Source organism: Exiguobacterium artemiae (assembly GCF_033342815.1).
In the GTDB taxonomy this organism is placed as follows: domain Bacteria; phylum Bacillota; class Bacilli; order Exiguobacteriales; family Exiguobacteriaceae; genus Exiguobacterium_A; species Exiguobacterium_A artemiae_A.
This window is the reverse complement of record NZ_JAWPEN010000004.1, coordinates 107,970-124,617: the sequence shown is the minus strand read 5'-3', so window position 1 is coordinate 124,617 and position 16,648 is coordinate 107,970. Positions and strand designations below refer to the sequence as shown.

At 47.8% G+C, this 16,648-nt stretch carries 16 protein-coding genes and 1 riboswitch; of the genes, 7 read left to right on the top strand and 9 right to left on the bottom strand.

Annotated features, from left to right (window positions below; translation table 11 throughout):
• Positions 1–5 precede the first annotated feature (5 nt).
• The 5 genes from R7V76_RS06160 to R7V76_RS06140 all read right to left on the bottom strand — a co-directional run bounded on the left by R7V76_RS06160 (position 6) and on the right by R7V76_RS06140 (position 4,016).
• A complete protein-coding gene (locus tag R7V76_RS06160; RefSeq protein ID WP_318091611.1) occupies positions 6–1,325 on the bottom strand; it encodes an NAD(P)/FAD-dependent oxidoreductase in 1,320 nt (439 codons plus the stop codon).
• Between the two features lie 75 nt (positions 1,326–1,400).
• Positions 1,401–2,036: a nitroreductase family protein gene (locus R7V76_RS06155; protein WP_012371832.1), complete on the bottom strand. Its 636-nt coding sequence runs from the start codon at positions 2,034–2,036 to the stop codon at positions 1,401–1,403.
• Between the two features lie 55 nt (positions 2,037–2,091).
• Entirely contained in the window at positions 2,092–2,727 is a 636-nt protein-coding gene (locus R7V76_RS06150; protein ID WP_012371831.1) for a nitroreductase family protein, read from the bottom strand.
• Positions 2,728–2,742: 15 nt separating this feature from the next.
• Positions 2,743–3,198, bottom strand: coding sequence for a MarR family winged helix-turn-helix transcriptional regulator (locus R7V76_RS06145; protein WP_290828028.1), 456 nt, complete (start codon positions 3,196–3,198; stop codon positions 2,743–2,745).
• Positions 3,199–3,347: 149 nt separating this feature from the next.
• Entirely contained in the window at positions 3,348–4,016 is a 669-nt protein-coding gene (locus tag R7V76_RS06140) for a YczE/YyaS/YitT family protein (protein ID WP_318091609.1), read from the bottom strand.
• 150 nt (positions 4,017–4,166) lie between these two features.
• Between R7V76_RS06140 and R7V76_RS06135 the strand changes: the two genes are divergently transcribed.
• The 6 genes from R7V76_RS06135 to R7V76_RS06110 all read left to right on the top strand — a co-directional run bounded on the left by R7V76_RS06135 (position 4,167) and on the right by R7V76_RS06110 (position 9,867).
• Complete coding sequence (locus R7V76_RS06135) at positions 4,167–4,946, top strand: DUF817 domain-containing protein (protein WP_318091608.1); 780 nt, start codon at positions 4,167–4,169, stop codon at positions 4,944–4,946.
• 91 nt (positions 4,947–5,037) lie between these two features.
• Positions 5,038–6,303: a DUF2325 domain-containing protein gene (locus R7V76_RS06130; protein ID WP_318091606.1), complete on the top strand. Its 1,266-nt coding sequence runs from the start codon at positions 5,038–5,040 to the stop codon at positions 6,301–6,303.
• A gap of 66 nt (positions 6,304–6,369) precedes the next feature.
• Complete coding sequence (locus tag R7V76_RS06125) at positions 6,370–7,008, top strand: DUF975 family protein (protein ID WP_318091605.1); 639 nt, start codon at positions 6,370–6,372, stop codon at positions 7,006–7,008.
• A 118-nt stretch (positions 7,009–7,126) separates the two neighbouring features.
• A riboswitch (SAM riboswitch) is annotated at positions 7,127–7,232 on the top strand.
• A 71-nt stretch (positions 7,233–7,303) separates the two neighbouring features.
• On the top strand, positions 7,304–8,362 hold the full coding sequence (locus R7V76_RS06120) for an LLM class flavin-dependent oxidoreductase (RefSeq protein WP_318091603.1): 1,059 nt from the start codon (positions 7,304–7,306) through the stop codon (positions 8,360–8,362).
• Positions 8,359–9,306, top strand: coding sequence for an ATP-grasp domain-containing protein (locus tag R7V76_RS06115; RefSeq protein WP_318091602.1), 948 nt, complete (start codon positions 8,359–8,361; stop codon positions 9,304–9,306). Before R7V76_RS06120 ends, R7V76_RS06115 begins: the two co-directional genes overlap by 4 nt.
• 102 nt (positions 9,307–9,408) lie before the next feature.
• Complete coding sequence (locus R7V76_RS06110) at positions 9,409–9,867, top strand: hypothetical protein (RefSeq protein ID WP_318091601.1); 459 nt, start codon at positions 9,409–9,411, stop codon at positions 9,865–9,867.
• Positions 9,868–9,954: 87 nt separating this feature from the next.
• Here the strand turns inward: R7V76_RS06110 and R7V76_RS06105 are convergent, their stop codons facing one another.
• The 3 genes from R7V76_RS06105 to R7V76_RS06095 form a co-directional block, all read right to left on the bottom strand.
• Positions 9,955–11,832 carry an alkaline phosphatase PhoX gene (locus tag R7V76_RS06105; RefSeq protein ID WP_318091600.1) on the bottom strand — a complete coding sequence of 626 codons (1,878 nt, stop codon included), beginning with the start codon at positions 11,830–11,832 and terminating at the stop codon, positions 9,955–9,957.
• 113 nt (positions 11,833–11,945) lie between these two features.
• Positions 11,946–12,347 carry an NUDIX domain-containing protein gene (locus R7V76_RS06100; protein ID WP_318091599.1) on the bottom strand — a complete coding sequence of 134 codons (402 nt, stop codon included), beginning with the start codon at positions 12,345–12,347 and terminating at the stop codon, positions 11,946–11,948.
• Between the two features lie 87 nt (positions 12,348–12,434).
• The gene (locus R7V76_RS06095; RefSeq protein WP_290828041.1) at positions 12,435–14,060 is read right to left on the bottom strand and encodes an ABC-F family ATP-binding cassette domain-containing protein; all 1,626 of its coding nucleotides are present in this window, start codon (positions 14,058–14,060) and stop codon (positions 12,435–12,437) included.
• A 301-nt stretch (positions 14,061–14,361) separates the two neighbouring features.
• Here R7V76_RS06095 and R7V76_RS06090 point away from each other — a divergent pair, with 301 nt between their 5' ends.
• Positions 14,362–15,234, top strand: coding sequence for a prohibitin family protein (locus R7V76_RS06090; RefSeq protein ID WP_131973529.1), 873 nt, complete (start codon positions 14,362–14,364; stop codon positions 15,232–15,234).
• 106 nt (positions 15,235–15,340) lie between these two features.
• Here the strand turns inward: R7V76_RS06090 and pepT are convergent, their stop codons facing one another.
• Positions 15,341–16,576 carry a peptidase T gene (pepT, locus tag R7V76_RS06085; RefSeq protein ID WP_131973528.1) on the bottom strand — a complete coding sequence of 412 codons (1,236 nt, stop codon included), beginning with the start codon at positions 16,574–16,576 and terminating at the stop codon, positions 15,341–15,343.
• Positions 16,577–16,648: the final 72 nt, after the last annotated feature.

Below are 16,648 nucleotides of genomic sequence, written 5' to 3'. Positions count from 1 at the left end.
AGATCTTATTCTCTTAAGACAGCTGTTTTTTGTGTCAGGTGTTGTCCGAGATAAAGTCCGCTCGCAGCTGCTTGCGACAATGAGTGGGTCACGCCGGAGCAATCGCCGATTGCATAGAGCCCATTGATATCTGTTTCGAAGACTCGGGACGTCGACAGCACCGGGGCATAAAACTTTCCGTCCATCCCGTACAGCAGCGTATCGGGAGAAAGCGGTGTTTCGAGAAGGAGCTCGAGCCGATTGAGGAATTCCAACAGAACGGTAATATCGGTTTCCGGTACTTCCTCCATCAGGTGGCCGGCAGTCGCTTCCAAAGTCGGTCTGATTTTGTTTTCGGCAAGATCAGTTGAGGAAGTAGGACAGGCTGCACGCAAATCACCGAGTCGTTGCACGACAATCCGGTCTGTTCCCTGATTGATCCGTCCGATGACGGAAGCAGCAAACTGATTTGCTTCTGCAAGTGTTGCAAAATAACGGGGTAAAAACAGTGTAAAGTTCAAGTTGGTCGTTCCGGACGCTTGTTCCCGGAAATTCTGACCGTCCGGCATGACAAGACCTTCCTGATGTTTGCGGATGATTCGTCCTTTTGGATTCATGCAGTACGTGACTGCCGTTCCGGCGGTTGAGGGATAGGCGAGCTTCGTTTCAAACGTGTCCTGTAACAGCGTCCGGAAGGCGGTTTCCTCCAGCTCGATCCGAATCCCGAGATCAAGGCGTGTTTTGTCTTGAGTGAGTCCAAGCATCCGCAGTTGCGTCTGCATCCAGTCAGTACCGGAACGTCCGGTTGCGAACACAACACGCTGACTTAAAAACGTTTCGCGGGCCGTTGTAAGCTGAAATCCATCTGATTGTTTTTCAATCCGTTCAATGAGCGTCTCGTAACGAAAGGTGACCTGCTTCTGAAGGGCGGCTTCAAAGCGCTGTAAGACACGTTCCGATAAGCCGGTCCCGAGGTGACGGACCGTCGTTTCAATCGTATCAAGACCGACAGCGCGTGCCCGGGCTGCGAGCTCAGGATTGGAGGTCGAATAGGTATCGACCTCATTCGCGCCGTAACGGCAAAGGATATCATCCACTTGTTGCATCAGACGAAGCATCGTCTCTGTTCCCAGCTTCTCAGCGAGTTCACCACCGAATCCGGCAGAATAGTTGTATTTTCCTTCCGATTTTCCGAGCCCGCCAAAGCCGAGATAGGCTTCCTTTGTTGTCCGTTGTTCAAGCGACTTTCCGGCGTCAATCAACAGGACCGTCTGACCTTGTGCCATCAGTTCGTGTGCCAGAAAGATTCCGGCGACACCGGCACCGATAATCGTCACATCATACATCGTTGGATCAGCTCCTTTTTGTCAGTATACAAAAAAACCGGATTCCTGAAGTAGGAATCCGGAGCTTTCAAACGATTATTTCCAGTCTGTGATGTCGTTGATCGGCAGACGAACAGATGGGTACCCGGCGTCAACTGCTTTTCCGATTGAAAGGAGCATGACAGGAAGGTAACGGTCTTTATCCATACCGAAAGCTTCAGCGATTTGATCTTTTTCGTAGCCGCCGATCGGGTTTGTATCGTAACCGTGTGCACGGGCGACGAGCATCAATTGCATCGAGACGAGACCTGAGTCGATCAGGATGCTGTCACGAAGCGTATCTGTATCTTCCGGGCTGTAGAAGCCTTTGATGGCAGGTACTTGGCGATCGCGGACTTCTTGCGGCATTAAGCCTTTTTCAACAGCCATGTCGTAGATTGTTTCGATGCTGTCGACAGCATTCATGTCTCCGAAGACAGCGATGACAGCAGATGATGTCTCGACTTGCACTTGGTTGAATTTAGCGAGTGGAGCAAGCGTCGCTTTTCCTTCTGCACTGTCGATGACGAGGAAACGCCACGGTTGCATGTTGACAGAAGATGGAGCGAGTGTTGCTTCTTCGAGAATTTGAGTCATTTCTTCTTTTGAGATTTTAACGTTTGTGTCATAGTTGCGGATCGAGCGGCGTCCTTTAACGATTTCCATAAAGTCTGTAGTTGTTTGAGTTGTCATAGTAATAATCTCCCTTTTCTTTGTTCTCTATTTTTTGGATGGATACGGGTACTGCTTATTTCCAGTCTGCGATATCGTTGATTGGCAGACGAACTGACGGATAACCAGCGTCGACGGCTTTCCCAATTGAAAGAAGCATAACCGGTACGTAACGATCTTTTTCCATGCCGAACGCTTCAGCGATTTGGTCTTTTTCATAACCGCCAATCGGATTTGTATCGTAACCGTGTGCACGGGCAACGAGCATTAATTGCATTGAGACGAGACCTGAGTCGATCAAGATGCTGTCTTTCAGTGCACTTGCCGGTACATTTTCATACATTCCTTGAATGGCAGGTACTTGACGATCGCGGACTTCTTGCGGCATCAGTCCTTTTTCAACGGCTGTATCATAGATGTTTTCAAGTTGATCGATTGCTTTCATGTCACCAAAGACAGCGATGACAGCAGATGATGTCTCGACTTGTACCTGGTTGAATTTAGCGAGCGGGGCGAGTGTTGCTTTTCCTTCTTCGCTGTCGATGACGAGGAAACGCCACGGTTGCATGTTGACAGAAGACGGAGCAAGCGTCGCTTCTTCAAGAATTTGTGTCATTTCTTCTTTTGAGATTTTGACGTTTGTGTCGTAGTTGCGGATCGAGCGGCGTCCTTTAACGATTTCCATGAAGTCAGTTGCAGTTTGTGTAGTCATTTGAAAGTCTCCTTTTTAATTAACAGTTGTTTTAGGTAAGGTAAGGGCATTTGTTTCAATGCGTTGAATCATTTGTGCCAGCTGGTGCTGTTCGTCTGCCGTGAATCCTTCAAGCAGTTGTTCGAGGAATTCATCTTTTTGCTGACGTAACCGGGTGATTCGTGTAGCGCCTTCTGCCGTCAACGAAACGAGAATGACACGGTTATCGGTTGCGGAACGGACACGTTCAATCATGCCCTTCGTTTCCAGGTGTTTTAAATGTCGTGTCACGGCTGCATTATCAACATTGACGCGTTGTTGCAACTCTTTTTGACTGATGGTCGTGTCGACCTCGAGTTGCGCTAATAAGTCCATCCGGGTTTGGCTGAAGCCGTCCGTACAGAGATCGAATTTTTGAGCAATCGTCTTATTAACGGAGACGAGTGCATAAATCAGTCGTCCTTTTTCAGTACAGGAAATACTCAAGTTCATCACATCCTTCCCTTCGTTCGAAAAATCCTTGACGTATCAAAGATTGATATGTAAACGAATATAACGTGTCTGCTTTCATGCCGCAACTAATATGCTTCATCCACAAAAAAAGATACCATTTCAGGTGAAATGGTATCGAGTCAGACGACTTAACTAATTTTTTGTTGCTTGCGGGGAATCGTACCGGCATCAATCGCTGCAATCATCCGGCGGAAATGCCCTAACCAAAACTGCAGGAACGGACCAATCAGGAAAATCGATAAAATCGTTCCGAAGAACACGGGTCCCCCGAGCAACCAACCGATCCCGCAAGCGGTGATTTCCATGAATGTCCGCATCATCCGGATGGATGTACCGAACCGTTCAGCGAGCGTCAGGGTCAGTCCGTCCCGCGGTCCGGCTCCGTAGCCGACAGCGACGTACAGTCCCGCGCCCATCCCGATGATGAAGATGCCGGCAATCAGCCATAGTGTATTCTGCCAAAGCGAGGAGAAAGAGGGCAGGAGGCCGGAACCGAGAACGAGATTCATGAACACGCCGACAAAAATCGCGTTGACGAGTGTACCGATCTGCGGTGTAATCCGGTCGAGCAAGTATTTGACGAACACCAACAACAGCCCGACGAGAAGAATGATCGTGCCGACGGAAAACGGCGTTTTATTTTGCAGACCAAGGTGCAGAACATCCCAAGTCGAGACGCCGAGTTGTGCCGTGATCATCATCGATGAACCGACAGCGAGTAAAAAAAGACCGAATAAGAATAATGCCCATTTCAGAACGGAACGGAACAGCCAAGACGTTTGGATGATCTGCTTCATGGATGGGAGACACCTCGCTTCAAAATCAAATTGATTCATTAACTGTACCATGTTTGAGGAAAGAAACTAAAGCGAATCCGATATTTTCCATCTTGAGATGGAGGGAATCCGTTCTGCTGATCCGTATACTAATGAAAAGGAGGTCCGTCCATGCAAAAAATCCGCCATTTTTTCCGTTTTACATACCTTGAGGCCATCTGTTGTGTGTTTCCGGTCGCGATTTTCTTGGCACTTGCTGCCTCCCGTTATCTGCCGGCGGAGCCGATTGCCCGCTACGATTTGCTCCTGATCTGGTGTCTCCTCGTACAAATCGTTTTACTTGTCACGCGTTATGAAACGAAAGAAGAGTTTAAATTGATTTTAATATTCCATGCGATTGGACTCGGACTGGAGCTGTTTAAAGTCCAGGTCGGCTCCTGGAGTTATCCGGAAGACGCCTTCAGCAAAGTGTTGGGTGTTCCGCTTTATGCCGGTTTCATGTATGCGAGCGTCGCCAGTTACATTTGTCAGGCATTTCGCCGTTTTGATCTCCGCATTACGCAGTTTCCCCGGCCACTGTTTGCTTTAGCGACCGGTCTGCTCGTGTACGCCAATTTCTTTACCCATCATTGGTTGTTTGACTTTCGTTGGATTTTGATGGGGATTGTCGCTCTCGTCTTTTATAAGTCCTGGGTCTATTTCCGACTGGATGAAACGGTCTACCGGATGCCGCTTACCCTCTCGTTTGGATTGATTGCCTGGTTCATCTGGCTGGCGGAAAACATCGTAACCTTTTTTAAGGGATGGGTGTATCCGAATCAGGAGGATGGATGGGAGCTGGTCGACTTCGGGAAATTATCGTCCTGGTTTTTACTTGTCATCATCACGATTTTGATTGTCTCTGTCGAAAAATACCGGCTCGGTGATCCGTCAATCGAAATAAAGGCCTAACCATATCCAAAAAAATAACCAGGTCTTTTTTTGACCAACCTAACCGACAGCCCCTTGCTATAGTTGAAAAAAAGCAAAGGGGTTGTTGAAGATGATGCAACAAATCGTAGAACAGGCGAAGACGTTAGTCGCCGGTAAAATGAAAGTAGTCGAAACGGTGGAAGAATGGGACTTACTGCTCGAGGAAATCCGGGGAGTCGATGAATGGGTGCAGATGTCGCGTTACTATACACCCTCCGCAAAACCGGACATCGCGTGGAGCGAACCAGAAGAAGAGGTCACATTCGAACAATCTGTCATTCCTCCTGCACAGATCAATCCTGTCATCGAACAACGTTACGCCTATACGTTTGTGCGTGAATTAAAAGGTGGTTCTTTACGGGAATGGCCGAACAGTCATATCTCGGAAACAGAAATCCGGCAATGGAACCTTGAACATGGAATGGAAATCCGTGTCCAAGTCGTACATCAGGACTCCCGCCGGACGACACTTGAAGTGATGGCTGTTGTCGCGACTGACCGGATGAAGCCACTGTCTGAACGAATCGTTTTTGAAAAATGTATCGTTAAAAATCATGGCATCATTGAATCGACGGTCGAAGGACCATTAAAGGATGAGACGGGTAAGTCCTTTTATTACGCCACACCGGTTGAAGACATGCGATTCTTCCATCTGAAAGAAGGACAGCTCGTCGATCTCGTCATGTGGAAAGGTCGTCCGGAAACATTGACGATTGCCTGGAAGTATCCGTTCCAATATGAAGAACCGACGGTACAACTGTTAGAAACGTCGAACAGTCCAACCACACCAGGGCCTTCGTCAGTTGAACCGACTCACGGATCAGCCGTCAAAAAATCGGGACGCTATCTGAAGCAAATGAAACGAAAGTCGAAAGTAAAACAAGAGCAGAAAACGCGCCGGATTCGTGAAAAGAAATCCCGACCGTTGACACCACTCGTCACGACGTCCGTACCGGGGCAGCCCATCGACTTCCTCGATAAGGAACCACTTGATTTTGCACCATTTGAAGGCATGCGGCTCGTCATCGTCGGCAATGAACAGCAAGCACCGGTCTATCGGACATTTTTTGAAAAAACAGGTATCGAGTTGATTCATCTGTCGGGTGATGCCCAATCAGCGAAGAAGATTGCCAGTCTCGCGAAAAAGACCGATGCGATTGTCGTCGTGACGAGCCGGGTATCCCATGCGGCTTCAGCACACGTCATCGCGCAGGCAAAGAAACATGATATTTCGTTTGCGATGGAGCGGCTCGACGGACGACGTTCGTTGTATACGGCATGCCAGCGCCAACTTGAAAAAGCACGCTTAAATCAGTTAAAAACAGGAAAATCCTGAAAAAGGTGAAACTCCTCTCTTCATAAGCCGTAAATAAGGATAGAACTTATTTTGAGGAGGATCTCCATGATTAAAGAATTAAAATTATCCGCCCGTGAAGCGCTCAGTGGTCGCTGGGTCTTCATGGCACTTATGTTTTTACTGTTTCTCATCATTCAAAGTATCCCGACGATGTTTTCTTCTGATGCGAATGAAGATATTCAAGCGATTGATTTGATCGGTTTCTTACTGAACATTCTCTTGCTGCCACTTGCGATTGGTTGGACATGGCTTGCGATGTCTGTCGCTCGGAAAGAACAGGCAAAAATCGTTGATTTATTTGAGCCATACAAAATTTTCTTAAAGGCAGTCGGTCTTTCGATTGTCCAAAGTATTTTCCTTGGTTTATGGTTCTTGCTATTCATCATCCCGGGTATTATCAAGTCATTTTCGTATCTAATGACGTTTTATATTTTACGGGATGAACCTTCAATCGGGATTTTGGATGCGATTACACGTTCACGTCAAATGATGGACGGACATAAAATGGAAGCATTTATGCTCGTCCTCTCATTCATTGGTTGGTTCCTGCTCGGCTTGATTACCATCGGAATCGCTTTCCTATGGGTTGGCCCTTACTTCAGCGTCACACTCGCGAAGTTTTATGACCGTATCCGCGGTGAAGAAGCACCTGTCGAACAATCGACGTTTGTTGCCCCATATTAAGACCATGAGGATGAGAGCCTGGCTCTCGTCCTTTTTTAATACTGTTATTAATTCCGATTGGAAAACAAGGTTTAATGGTTGCTTTACTCTGCTAAAAAGTGTACGATAATTCCAATAATTCTTATCAAGAGAAGTCGAGGGAACGGCCCGAAGACACTTCAGCAACCCCGCGCGTAGCGGAAGGTGCTACTTCCTAAAAGGAATTTTTCCTTTGAAGATAAGAGCAGACATGATCAATCCGTCGCTCTTTTCGATTTTCGAGAAGAGCGATTTTTTTATAAGGGGGACATAACGGATGGAGTATGGATTTTGGTTACCGATTTTTGGCGGATGGTTACGAAATGTTGAAGACGAACAGATGCCGGCGACGTTCGACTATGCGAAACAGGTCGCGCAAACGGCAGAACGAATCGGGTTTTCGACGACACTAATTGCGGAATTAAACTTAAATGACATCAAAGGGCTTGAAGCACCAAGTCTCGAAGCCTGGACGACAGCAGCGGCGATTGCCGCAACAACGGAGCGTCTCGAAATCATGACAGCCGTCCGTCCGGGATTCCATAATCCGGCGACGACCGCGAAGATGGCGGCGAACATCGATCAGCTCAGCAACGGACGGTTTACGCTAAACGTCGTTTCGGCCTGGTGGGAAGAAGAAGCCCGGCAGTACAACGGTATTTTCACGGCTCACGACGAACGTTACGCCCGGACGGAAGAGTTTGTCACGATCATGAAAGGATTATGGGCAGACGCTTCCCCGTACAGCTTTGACGGTAACTACTATACGCTTGAGAAGACACAACTGCATCCAAAACCGGTGCAACGCCCGGGTATCAAATTGTATGCAGGTGGAGAAAGTGAAGCCGGCAAACAAACCATCGTCAATCATTGTGACGCTTATGTCATGCACGGCGGAACAGTGGAAGAAGTGTCCGTTAAGATTGAGGATATGAAGGCGCGCCGACAAGCGACAGGGCAACTGCCGCTTGAAAGTTTTGGACTGGCAGCTTATATCATCTGCCGGGATACGGAAGAAGAAGCGGTGCGCGAGTGGCAACGGATTACGGATGTGAAGGAAGACAGTGCCGGATACGCCGGTTATGACGACTTCGTCAGTAAATCGCAACTCGAACAACAGGTGAAACGGAATGACTATTCGGTCTCAAACCGTGGACTCCGTCCCGATTTAATCGGAACACCGGAACAGATTGCCGAGCGGATTCTTGCGTTTGAAGAAGTCGGCGTCACCCTGTTGCTCCTGCAATTCTCACCGCAACTGGAAGAAATGGAACGCTTCGCGCGCGACGTCATGCCGCTCGTCGAAGAAAAACGAAAGGTAGGTCAAATCAAATGACAAAAATTCATATCTTACACGAAAATCAGGAATGGACGGATCATCTGATCAAACGACTGGAGGAACTGGAACTGCCGTATGAACAATGGCACCTCGACGAAGGGCAGGTTCCGCTTGATGAAGTGCCGCCGGAAGGTGTCTTTTACAGCCGGATGAGTGCATCGTCGCACACACGCGGTCACCGTTATGCACCGGAACTGACGGAAGGGGTCCTGGCATGGCTCGAAGAACATGACCGGACCGTCTTCAACGGAACACGTGCCCTGCGTCTTGAAGTCAGTAAAATCAATCAGTATACGGCACTTCGCAAAGCCGGAATCCGGGTGCCGAAAACGACGGCTGCCGTCGGACGCGATCAAATCGTCGAAGCGGCGAAAAATATCGGGGTGTCTTCGTTCATCACCAAACACAACCGCGCCGGAAAAGGGCTTGGTGTCCAGTTGTTCCATTCGATTGAGGCACTTGAGACGTATCTTGACGGTCCGACGTTTGATGAGCCGGTCGACGGTATCACATTGATCCAGGAATATATTCAGGCACCGGAGCCGTATATTACACGCTGTGAATTCGTCGGCGGGAAGTTTGTCTACGCGGTCCAAGTCGATACGTCGGAAGGATTCGAATTGTGCCCGGCAGATGCGTGTGTCATTGACGACCTGTTCTGCCCGGTTGGGGAAGAAGCACCACAAACACCGATGAAGTTTAAAGTCGTCGACGGATTTAATGATCCGATCATTCAAAAGTATGAAGCATTCCTGCAGGCGAATCAGATTGCGGTTGCCGGGATTGAGTTCATCAAGGATGCGGACGGGACGATTTATACGTATGACGTCAATACGAATACGAATTACAACTCGGACGCGGAAGCGGCGGCCGGTAAATTCGGTATGCTCGAACTGGCGAAGTTCCTCGGTGCTGCACTGGAACGTCAAACGGTAAAATGATCATCACGAACCGATTCAAATAAGCCGAATACCCTGTATGTGTGCCGTCGGAAGTTAGAACTGCACACATCAGGGTATTTTTCAGTAAAAGGAGGTATTCGGATGATTACGTGGCATGAAGAAAAAAGGCTTGATGTCCCAATCGAGGAAGCCTGGCATATCTTTGATCATGACCGGTTGCAACGCCTGATTCCGGGTGTCGTCCAGCATGAAGTGATTGAACGGAAGCCGGAGGTCGTCGGTTCGACGTACCGGCAAACGTATATGCAGGGAAATCGGCTGGAGACGTACATCGTGACGGATCTTGCCTATCGGAATGAACAGGATTTCAAGCAAAATACGATTGGTTTTACGCTTGCTAAAATCTTTAAGCTCGAGATGACGTTTACGTTAAAGCGGCTTGACGAAACGAGCTGTCAGTTGATTTATACCGGGAAAAACGAAGGGGCTAATTTCGTCGGACGAAGCCTGCTGTCGCTTGGCGGCGAGCGGGAAACGGAAAAGATCGTGCAGGAATTACTCCGACGTGTGGAACAGGAAGCCAATCAGTTGCGCACATAATCGAAAAAGCCGGCTTATGAAACTAAAAAAGCAGGGAGCGGATTAAAAGTATCCACTGCCTGCTTTTTGCTAAGTTCTTATTGTGATTTACCGGTGAGAATACGATTTCTGACCTGTCGGGAGACCGGACAAGTAACCGACACCACCTGTTTTTTGAATGCCGATGCCTTCCTGCATCGCTTGTTCGAGTTTCTTCGGATCAACGGCTGTAATCTGCTTTCCGTTTAATCCTTCACCCGGATGCTGGTAGTTACTGAGCAGATAGCTGTATCCGCCGACACGATCGAGTGACCGGAGTCCTGTCGCTTCAGCCCCAACCGGAACGGACAGAATCCGTGAGAGCTTCTTCGTTTTCAAGTTGTATGCCCAAACGAAGTTATTCGTGTGCAACGAGCTGTCTTCACCGATGAAGAGTGTGTTCGATGTTGCGGAATAGGCCAGGTTATCCGGATTTGAAACAAGATTCGGATTCGCTGTGTTGCCGTAGGCATCCGGCTTCGCTAAATCCTCACCGATGACGAGGGCTTGCATATTCGTCGGGACATAGCGGCTGTTGATGCCTTTAGCGCGACCGAGGTCGATTTCAAACGTCGCACCGGATTCGCGTTTTTCCAGCTGAATATCATCCTGAACGGCACCATCTTGTTTTTCCGTACTGCCGGAAACATAAGAGAGTGCGATATAGGCTTTTTTGTCTTGTGCGTTCACCGTGATGCCTTCCATCTTGTTGAACTCAGACGTTGCCCCGAGTAAAGCACCGTAACGACGGGATTCGAGGAAGGCCGCTTCTTTTTCCTTGCCTGGTTTCAGCTTCAGATACTCGACCTTTTTGCTGGCAGCTGTCTTGACTGCTTTAAAGCCTGGTGTTGGAACGTCAGCTGTCTCAAAAATGTCACTAAACTTTGTTCCTTTGTCGATTAAACGTTTTACTTCCTTATCGGATGCATGTCCGAGCTTGATCCATTCGAGATCCCCGGCACCGCCTTCGGTTGCTTTCGTTTGATTGAACTTGGCAGCGTACAGCGTTCCTTGTGAGAAGTCTTTCTTTTTATCGGCGACGTACATGAACATCATCGTGTTGTTACCGTCATCGCCAAAGATGGCCGTTTTCTGATCCGGGAGAATCTGCATCATTTCGTGTGAGAAACGACCGGTACTGTAGTGCTTGACGACCGATGATTTTCCTTTGCGGTCAACCGAGATTTCCGGTGTGAAGCCGTAGAAATAAGGATTCGCTTTTTCTTTTGTTCCGAAGTAACGTTCTGCGAAGGCATTGACTTCTTTATAAGCAGAAGAGGTCGGATCCGACTCGAAAGCCCGGGCATCCGGTTCATATTCCTCCGAACCGAGATGTGTTCCCCATGGTGTCGTTGAACCGTTACATGGTGTCCAGAGACCGTTAACGTTCTTGAAATCGATTTTGCTTGCTTTTTTGACAGCCAGTTTACCTGTCTTTTTATCCTGTACGACTTCTGTCAACGTCATCGAGGCCGGTAATCCCTTGACCTCGTTTCCAGCGTTGTCGATTGAATCATATTCAAAGTGTGAGACCATATATTTTTTCCCATGGACTTCAAGCAGACTGTTTGAATCCGGTGCGTCAGAGACGAAGGCTTCCGGTTTATCGGGAACGCTCCGGTCGATGATCGGATCACCGTTGACATCGATGGGTGTTCCGGCAGCAATCATGGCGCCTTTATTTTCGACGATTTTATCCTGTGATAAGAACAATTGATTGTAATCGAGCGGCTTGATTTCCGTTTTTCCGTTTTGGTACGTGACTTTCACTTTCGCTTCTGTATATGTTTTGACCATTTCATTGACTGTATTGGGTGCATCCATCGATAGAAACTCAACTTTCTTGATATCGCGTGCTGCATGGGATGTATGGGCATCAGCGAATGTTGGAATCAGGCTCGATGACAGGACAGCTGCGGATAGACCGACGATAAGTGTTCGTTTCATGATAAGTTCCTCCAAGTTGTTTGTTATCTTGCTACTTTCTCATTTAATCAGTTGATTATGAAGAGGATGTAAACATAACAGGACAGTTTCATTTCACTTGGTTAATCTTTCATTTACAAAAGGAGAGACGGTGTCTTATTCAAAGCAGTCAATACTTCGGAAACTTGTATATCCTCTTTCATCTCAGCAAGAGAACGCCAGTCCATCCCGGTCAGGATCTGCTGATGAAGCGGTCGTTCCGGATCGTGTCCGAGTAAAGGAGCCGCGGCATCAACACGTTCGACGAGAAAGCAGACTTCTGTTCCGGACGAATCGGTTTTCGTATACAACGGTCGGATGACGCGGACGTTCAAGTGAATCTCTTCCTCGACTTCCCGAACAACGGCCTGTTCGAATGTTTCACCGGTGTTGAGGCCGCCGCCCGGTAAGGTCCAAAAACTTTGCTTTTTAGTCTCAATCCGGACCATCAGAATCTGACCGTCTTCGATTAGAGCTGCACAGGCACGATGCCGCACATGACTTCCTCCTTTGTTTGGTCTGTATATCTTCAGTTTACAAAACAAGAGACCTGATCCGCTAGGACCGGTCTCTTGTTGATGGAATTAGTTTGTTGCGTACAACGCTGATAACTGTTGTTGAACAGACTCATTGTTGAGGTATTCATCGTATGTCGTTTCTTTATCGACGATACCGTTTGGTGTCAATTCGATGATGCGGTTTGCAATCGTTTCGACGAACTGATGGTCATGCGAGCTGAAGAGCATCGCACCTTTGTAAGCAATCAATCCATCGTTAAGCGCTGTGATCGATTCGAGATCCAAGTGGTTCGTCGGATCGTCGAGGACAAGAACGTTTGAGCCGCTGAGCATCGCTTTGGATAACATACAACGGACTTTTTCTCCCCCGGATAAAACAGACGCTTTTTTCATGACTTCTTCACCGGAGAAGAGCATCCGGCCGAGGAAACCACGGAGGAACGTATCGCTCTCATCGGCCGGCGAATACTGGCGCAACCAATCGAGAATCGTTTTATCCGAGCCTTCGAAGAAAGCAGAGTTATCTTTTGGTAGGTACGACTGTGATGTCGTGACGCCCCATTTGAATGTTCCGCTGTCCGCTTCCATCTCACCCATCAGGATTTTGAAGAGTGTCGTGATCGCGATGTCATTTTGGCTGATGAAGACGGCTTTATCCGTTTTGTTTAACGAGAAACGGACATTATCAAGAACTTTGACACCATCGATTGTTTTCGAAATGCCGTCGACGATCAACAGATCGTTTCCGATTTCACGTTCCGGCGTGAAGCCGACGAACGGATAACGGCGTGAAGACGGACGGATGTCATCAAGTGTGATTTTATCAAGCAACTTTTTCCGTGATGTTGCTTGTTTCGCTTTGGAAGCGTTCGAGCTGAAACGGGCGATGAAGGCTTGAAGTTCTTTGATTTTTTCTTCTTTTTTCTTGTTTTGGTCGCCTGCCATACGTGAAGCAAGCTGACTTGATTCGTACCAGAAATCATAATTTCCGATATACAGTTGGATTTTCCCGTAATCGAGATCGGCCATATGCGTACAAACGTTGTTGAGGAAGTGACGGTCGTGGGAAATGACGATGACCGTATTTTCAAACCCGATCAAGAATTCTTCAAGCCATTTAACGGCTTTTAGGTCAAGACCGTTGGTAGGCTCATCGAGCAACAGAATGTCTGGTTTACCGAACAATGCTTGGGCAAGCAAGACTTTAACTTTCTCTCCGCCTGTCAGTTCAGCCATTGTTTTCGTATGCAGATTCTCTTTAATACCGAGACCTTGCAAAAGCATCGCTGCTTCCGACTCCGCTTCCCATCCGTTCATTTCTGCGAACTCACCTTCGAGCTCGGCAGCACGCATGCCGTCTTCGTCCGAGAAGTTTTCTTTCATATAGATAGCATCTTTTTCTTTCATGACTTCATAAAGACGCTTATGACCCATCATGACGGTTTCGATGACTTGGAACTCTTCATATTCATAGTGGTTCTGGCGAAGGACACCAAGGCGTTCGCCCGGCGTGATGATGACGTCTCCTTGCTGGGCTTCGATATCACCGGCAAGAATTTTAAGGAATGTTGATTTACCGGCACCATTTGCACCGATGAGACCGTAGCAGTTGCCCGGTGTGAACTTGATGTTGACGTCTTCGAATAATTTACGGTCCGCAAAGCGGAGACCGACGTTTTGTACTGTAATCATATAGAGATGAACCCTCGTTTCTAGTGTGTGATGTGCTGTTACGAGTGTACCACAAAATGATACGTCTCGTTTCAAGGACAAAGTTCTTTACATCTTAGACCGGATTGCAAAATTTAGCAACCGTGGTTTTAAACAAAATGAAACATTTTCCAACAGGAAGCGTAAGAGTAGGTAGAACATTCATGAAGGAGGAGGACGGCGTGGCAACACTTTTTACGTTATTATTTTTTGCACTGATCGTCTTGCTGGCCATTGAACTGTATAAGTATATCCAAGATAAAATTGATAAAGGAGACTCAAAATGAGAGAAATCAAACCGAAAAAACGTATCAGGCCGTCGATGATCATCGCAGGTGTAATCGTCGTCGCACTTCTTGCGATGACACCATTCATCGTCGAACAAATCGAACCCGGACAGGTCGGGGTCGTCTATAAACCGTCAAGCGGTGTCCAGGACGAGACCCTGTCGCAAGGATGGCACATCGTGTCGCCGATCACACGTGTCACCGAGTATCCAATCCGGACACAGACGAAATCGCTCGACAATATGACACTGGCAACAAAGGACGGGAAAAATATCGTCGTCGACTTTACGTACAGTTTTTCGGTCTCACCAGATCAGGTGACGGAAGTTTTTAATAAATTTGGTCCGATTGAAATTGATGAGATTGCAGCCGGTTACTTAAAACAACGCCTTTATGATGCGTCCCGTGAACAGATTTCGAAAGTCACCGTCCTTGAGTTATTCGGGGAGCAATCGGGAACGGTTTCGACGAACATTCAGACACAGTTTGCCGAAGACGTCAAAAAGATTGGTTTCATCATCGAAGACGTGGCACTTGGAGCACCGAAACCGGATGCTAAAACGCAGGAAGCGATTGATGCGCGTGTCAAAGCGTCACAAGAGCTCGACAAAAAGAAGACGGATCTTGCGATTGCGAAAGCAGAAGCAGAACGCCTGCGCGTAGAAGCAAAGGGAGCAGCGGATGCGCGTTTAATCGAAGCGCAGGGGCTGGCGAAAGCCCAAAAAGAATTACAGAAAACATTAACCGAAGAGATGATTCAGTACGAAGCCGTCAAGAAGTGGGACGGAAAATCACCGTTGGTCAGCGGATCAGGCAGTATGGTCCAATTACCGATTCCGGATCAACAAACAACAACAGAAGAAAAATAAGTGAACTGTAATTTTTTAATAAAGTTTATCTATCGTCTGAACAAAAAAATATGGAGCACAACAAAAGCAGATTCTCATGTCGAGAATCTGCTTTCGTTATACCGTCTTATTTTGCTGACTGAGCAAATCGCTCGGCAATCGCTACTACGACTTCTGTCGCTTTGACCATGTTGTCGACAGAGATGAATTCAAACTTCCCGTGGTAGTTTTCGCCACCTGTGAAGATGTTCGGTGTCGGGAGTCCCATGTACGACAGTTGCGAACCGTCCGTACCACCGCGAATCGGCTTAATGATCGGTGTAATACTGAGTGATTCCATCGCAGCATGTGCGATATCAACGATTTCCATATGCGGCTCGATTTTCTCGCGCATGTTGTAATATTGATCGTTCAGTTTGATTTCGACGCTGCCTGCCCCGTATTTCTTGTTCCATTCTTCGACCAAAGCCGTCAAAAAGTGTTTCCGGGCTTCGAACTTCGTGCGGTCGAAATCGCGGATGATGTAATGGACGGTCGTTTTTTCAACTGAACCATCAAACGAAATCAAATGGAAGAATCCTTCGAAACCGTCAGTAAATTCAGGGGCTTCATCGCCCGGTAACCGGTTCTGGAAAGCCATCGCATGTTTTTGCGAGTTGACCATCTTGTCTTTCGCCGTACCCGGATGGACGTTTGTTCCGTGGAAGACGATTTCTGCAGCAGCTGCGTTGAAACTTTCATATTCAAGTTCACCGAGCGGACCGCCGTCAACCGTATATGCAAATTTCGCATCAAAAGCAGCGACGTCAAAATGATGCGGACCGCGTCCGATTTCTTCATCAGGTGTGAAAGCGACACGAATCCGACCATGTTTGATTTCCGGGTGCGTGAGGAGATGATGCATCGCAGTCATGATTTCGGCGATACCGGCCTTATTGTCTGCGCCGAGCAATGTCGTACCATCTGTCGTCATCAACGTATGCCCGACATAGTTTTTTAGTGCCGGAAAATCCTTTGGGGACAGGATGACAGGAATCGTTGGGTTAAGCACCAGGTCTTCCCCGTCATATCCTTCAACGATTTGCGGATTAACGTTTGTTCCCGTGAAATCAGTCGCCGTATCCAGGTGGGCTAAAAATCCGATTGTCGGAATGTCCGCATCGGTATTGGCAGGAAGAGTCGCCATGACATATCCGTTTTCATCGACGGTCACATCACTCATGCCGATTTCCTTCAGTTCTTCAACAAGCAGACGGGCGAGTGTCCATTGTCCGTCGGTTGTCGGGACGGTCGTACTGGCATAGTCAGACTGTGTATCGATTTTCGCATATGTAGTCAAGCGACGAATCAAATCATGTTTCAAAGCAAAAACGTCCTTTCTGAGTTAAGGTAGCTTCATCATAGCATGAAGTAGGAATGTTAGAGTATTCTGAAA

Coding starts and splice junctions, on each gene's coding strand:
- R7V76_RS06160 (WP_318091611.1), bottom strand. CDS start 1,325: ATGTATGATGTGACGATTATCGGTGCCGGTGTCGCCGGAATCTTTCTG.
- R7V76_RS06155 (WP_012371832.1), bottom strand. CDS start 2,036: ATGACAACTCAAACAACTACAGACTTTATGGAAATCGTTAAAGGACGC.
- R7V76_RS06150 (WP_012371831.1), bottom strand. CDS start 2,727: ATGACTACACAAACTGCAACTGACTTCATGGAAATCGTTAAAGGACGC.
- R7V76_RS06145 (WP_290828028.1), bottom strand. CDS start 3,198: ATGAACTTGAGTATTTCCTGTACTGAAAAAGGACGACTGATTTATGCA.
- R7V76_RS06140 (WP_318091609.1), bottom strand. CDS start 4,016: ATGAAGCAGATCATCCAAACGTCTTGGCTGTTCCGTTCCGTTCTGAAA.
- R7V76_RS06135 (WP_318091608.1), top strand. CDS start 4,167: ATGCAAAAAATCCGCCATTTTTTCCGTTTTACATACCTTGAGGCCATC.
- R7V76_RS06130 (WP_318091606.1), top strand. CDS start 5,038: ATGATGCAACAAATCGTAGAACAGGCGAAGACGTTAGTCGCCGGTAAA.
- R7V76_RS06125 (WP_318091605.1), top strand. CDS start 6,370: ATGATTAAAGAATTAAAATTATCCGCCCGTGAAGCGCTCAGTGGTCGC.
- R7V76_RS06120 (WP_318091603.1), top strand. CDS start 7,304: ATGGAGTATGGATTTTGGTTACCGATTTTTGGCGGATGGTTACGAAAT.
- R7V76_RS06115 (WP_318091602.1), top strand. CDS start 8,359: ATGACAAAAATTCATATCTTACACGAAAATCAGGAATGGACGGATCAT.
- R7V76_RS06110 (WP_318091601.1), top strand. CDS start 9,409: ATGATTACGTGGCATGAAGAAAAAAGGCTTGATGTCCCAATCGAGGAA.
- R7V76_RS06105 (WP_318091600.1), bottom strand. CDS start 11,832: ATGAAACGAACACTTATCGTCGGTCTATCCGCAGCTGTCCTGTCATCG.
- R7V76_RS06095 (WP_290828041.1), bottom strand. CDS start 14,060: ATGATTACAGTACAAAACGTCGGTCTCCGCTTTGCGGACCGTAAATTA.
- R7V76_RS06090 (WP_131973529.1), top strand. CDS start 14,362: ATGAGAGAAATCAAACCGAAAAAACGTATCAGGCCGTCGATGATCATC.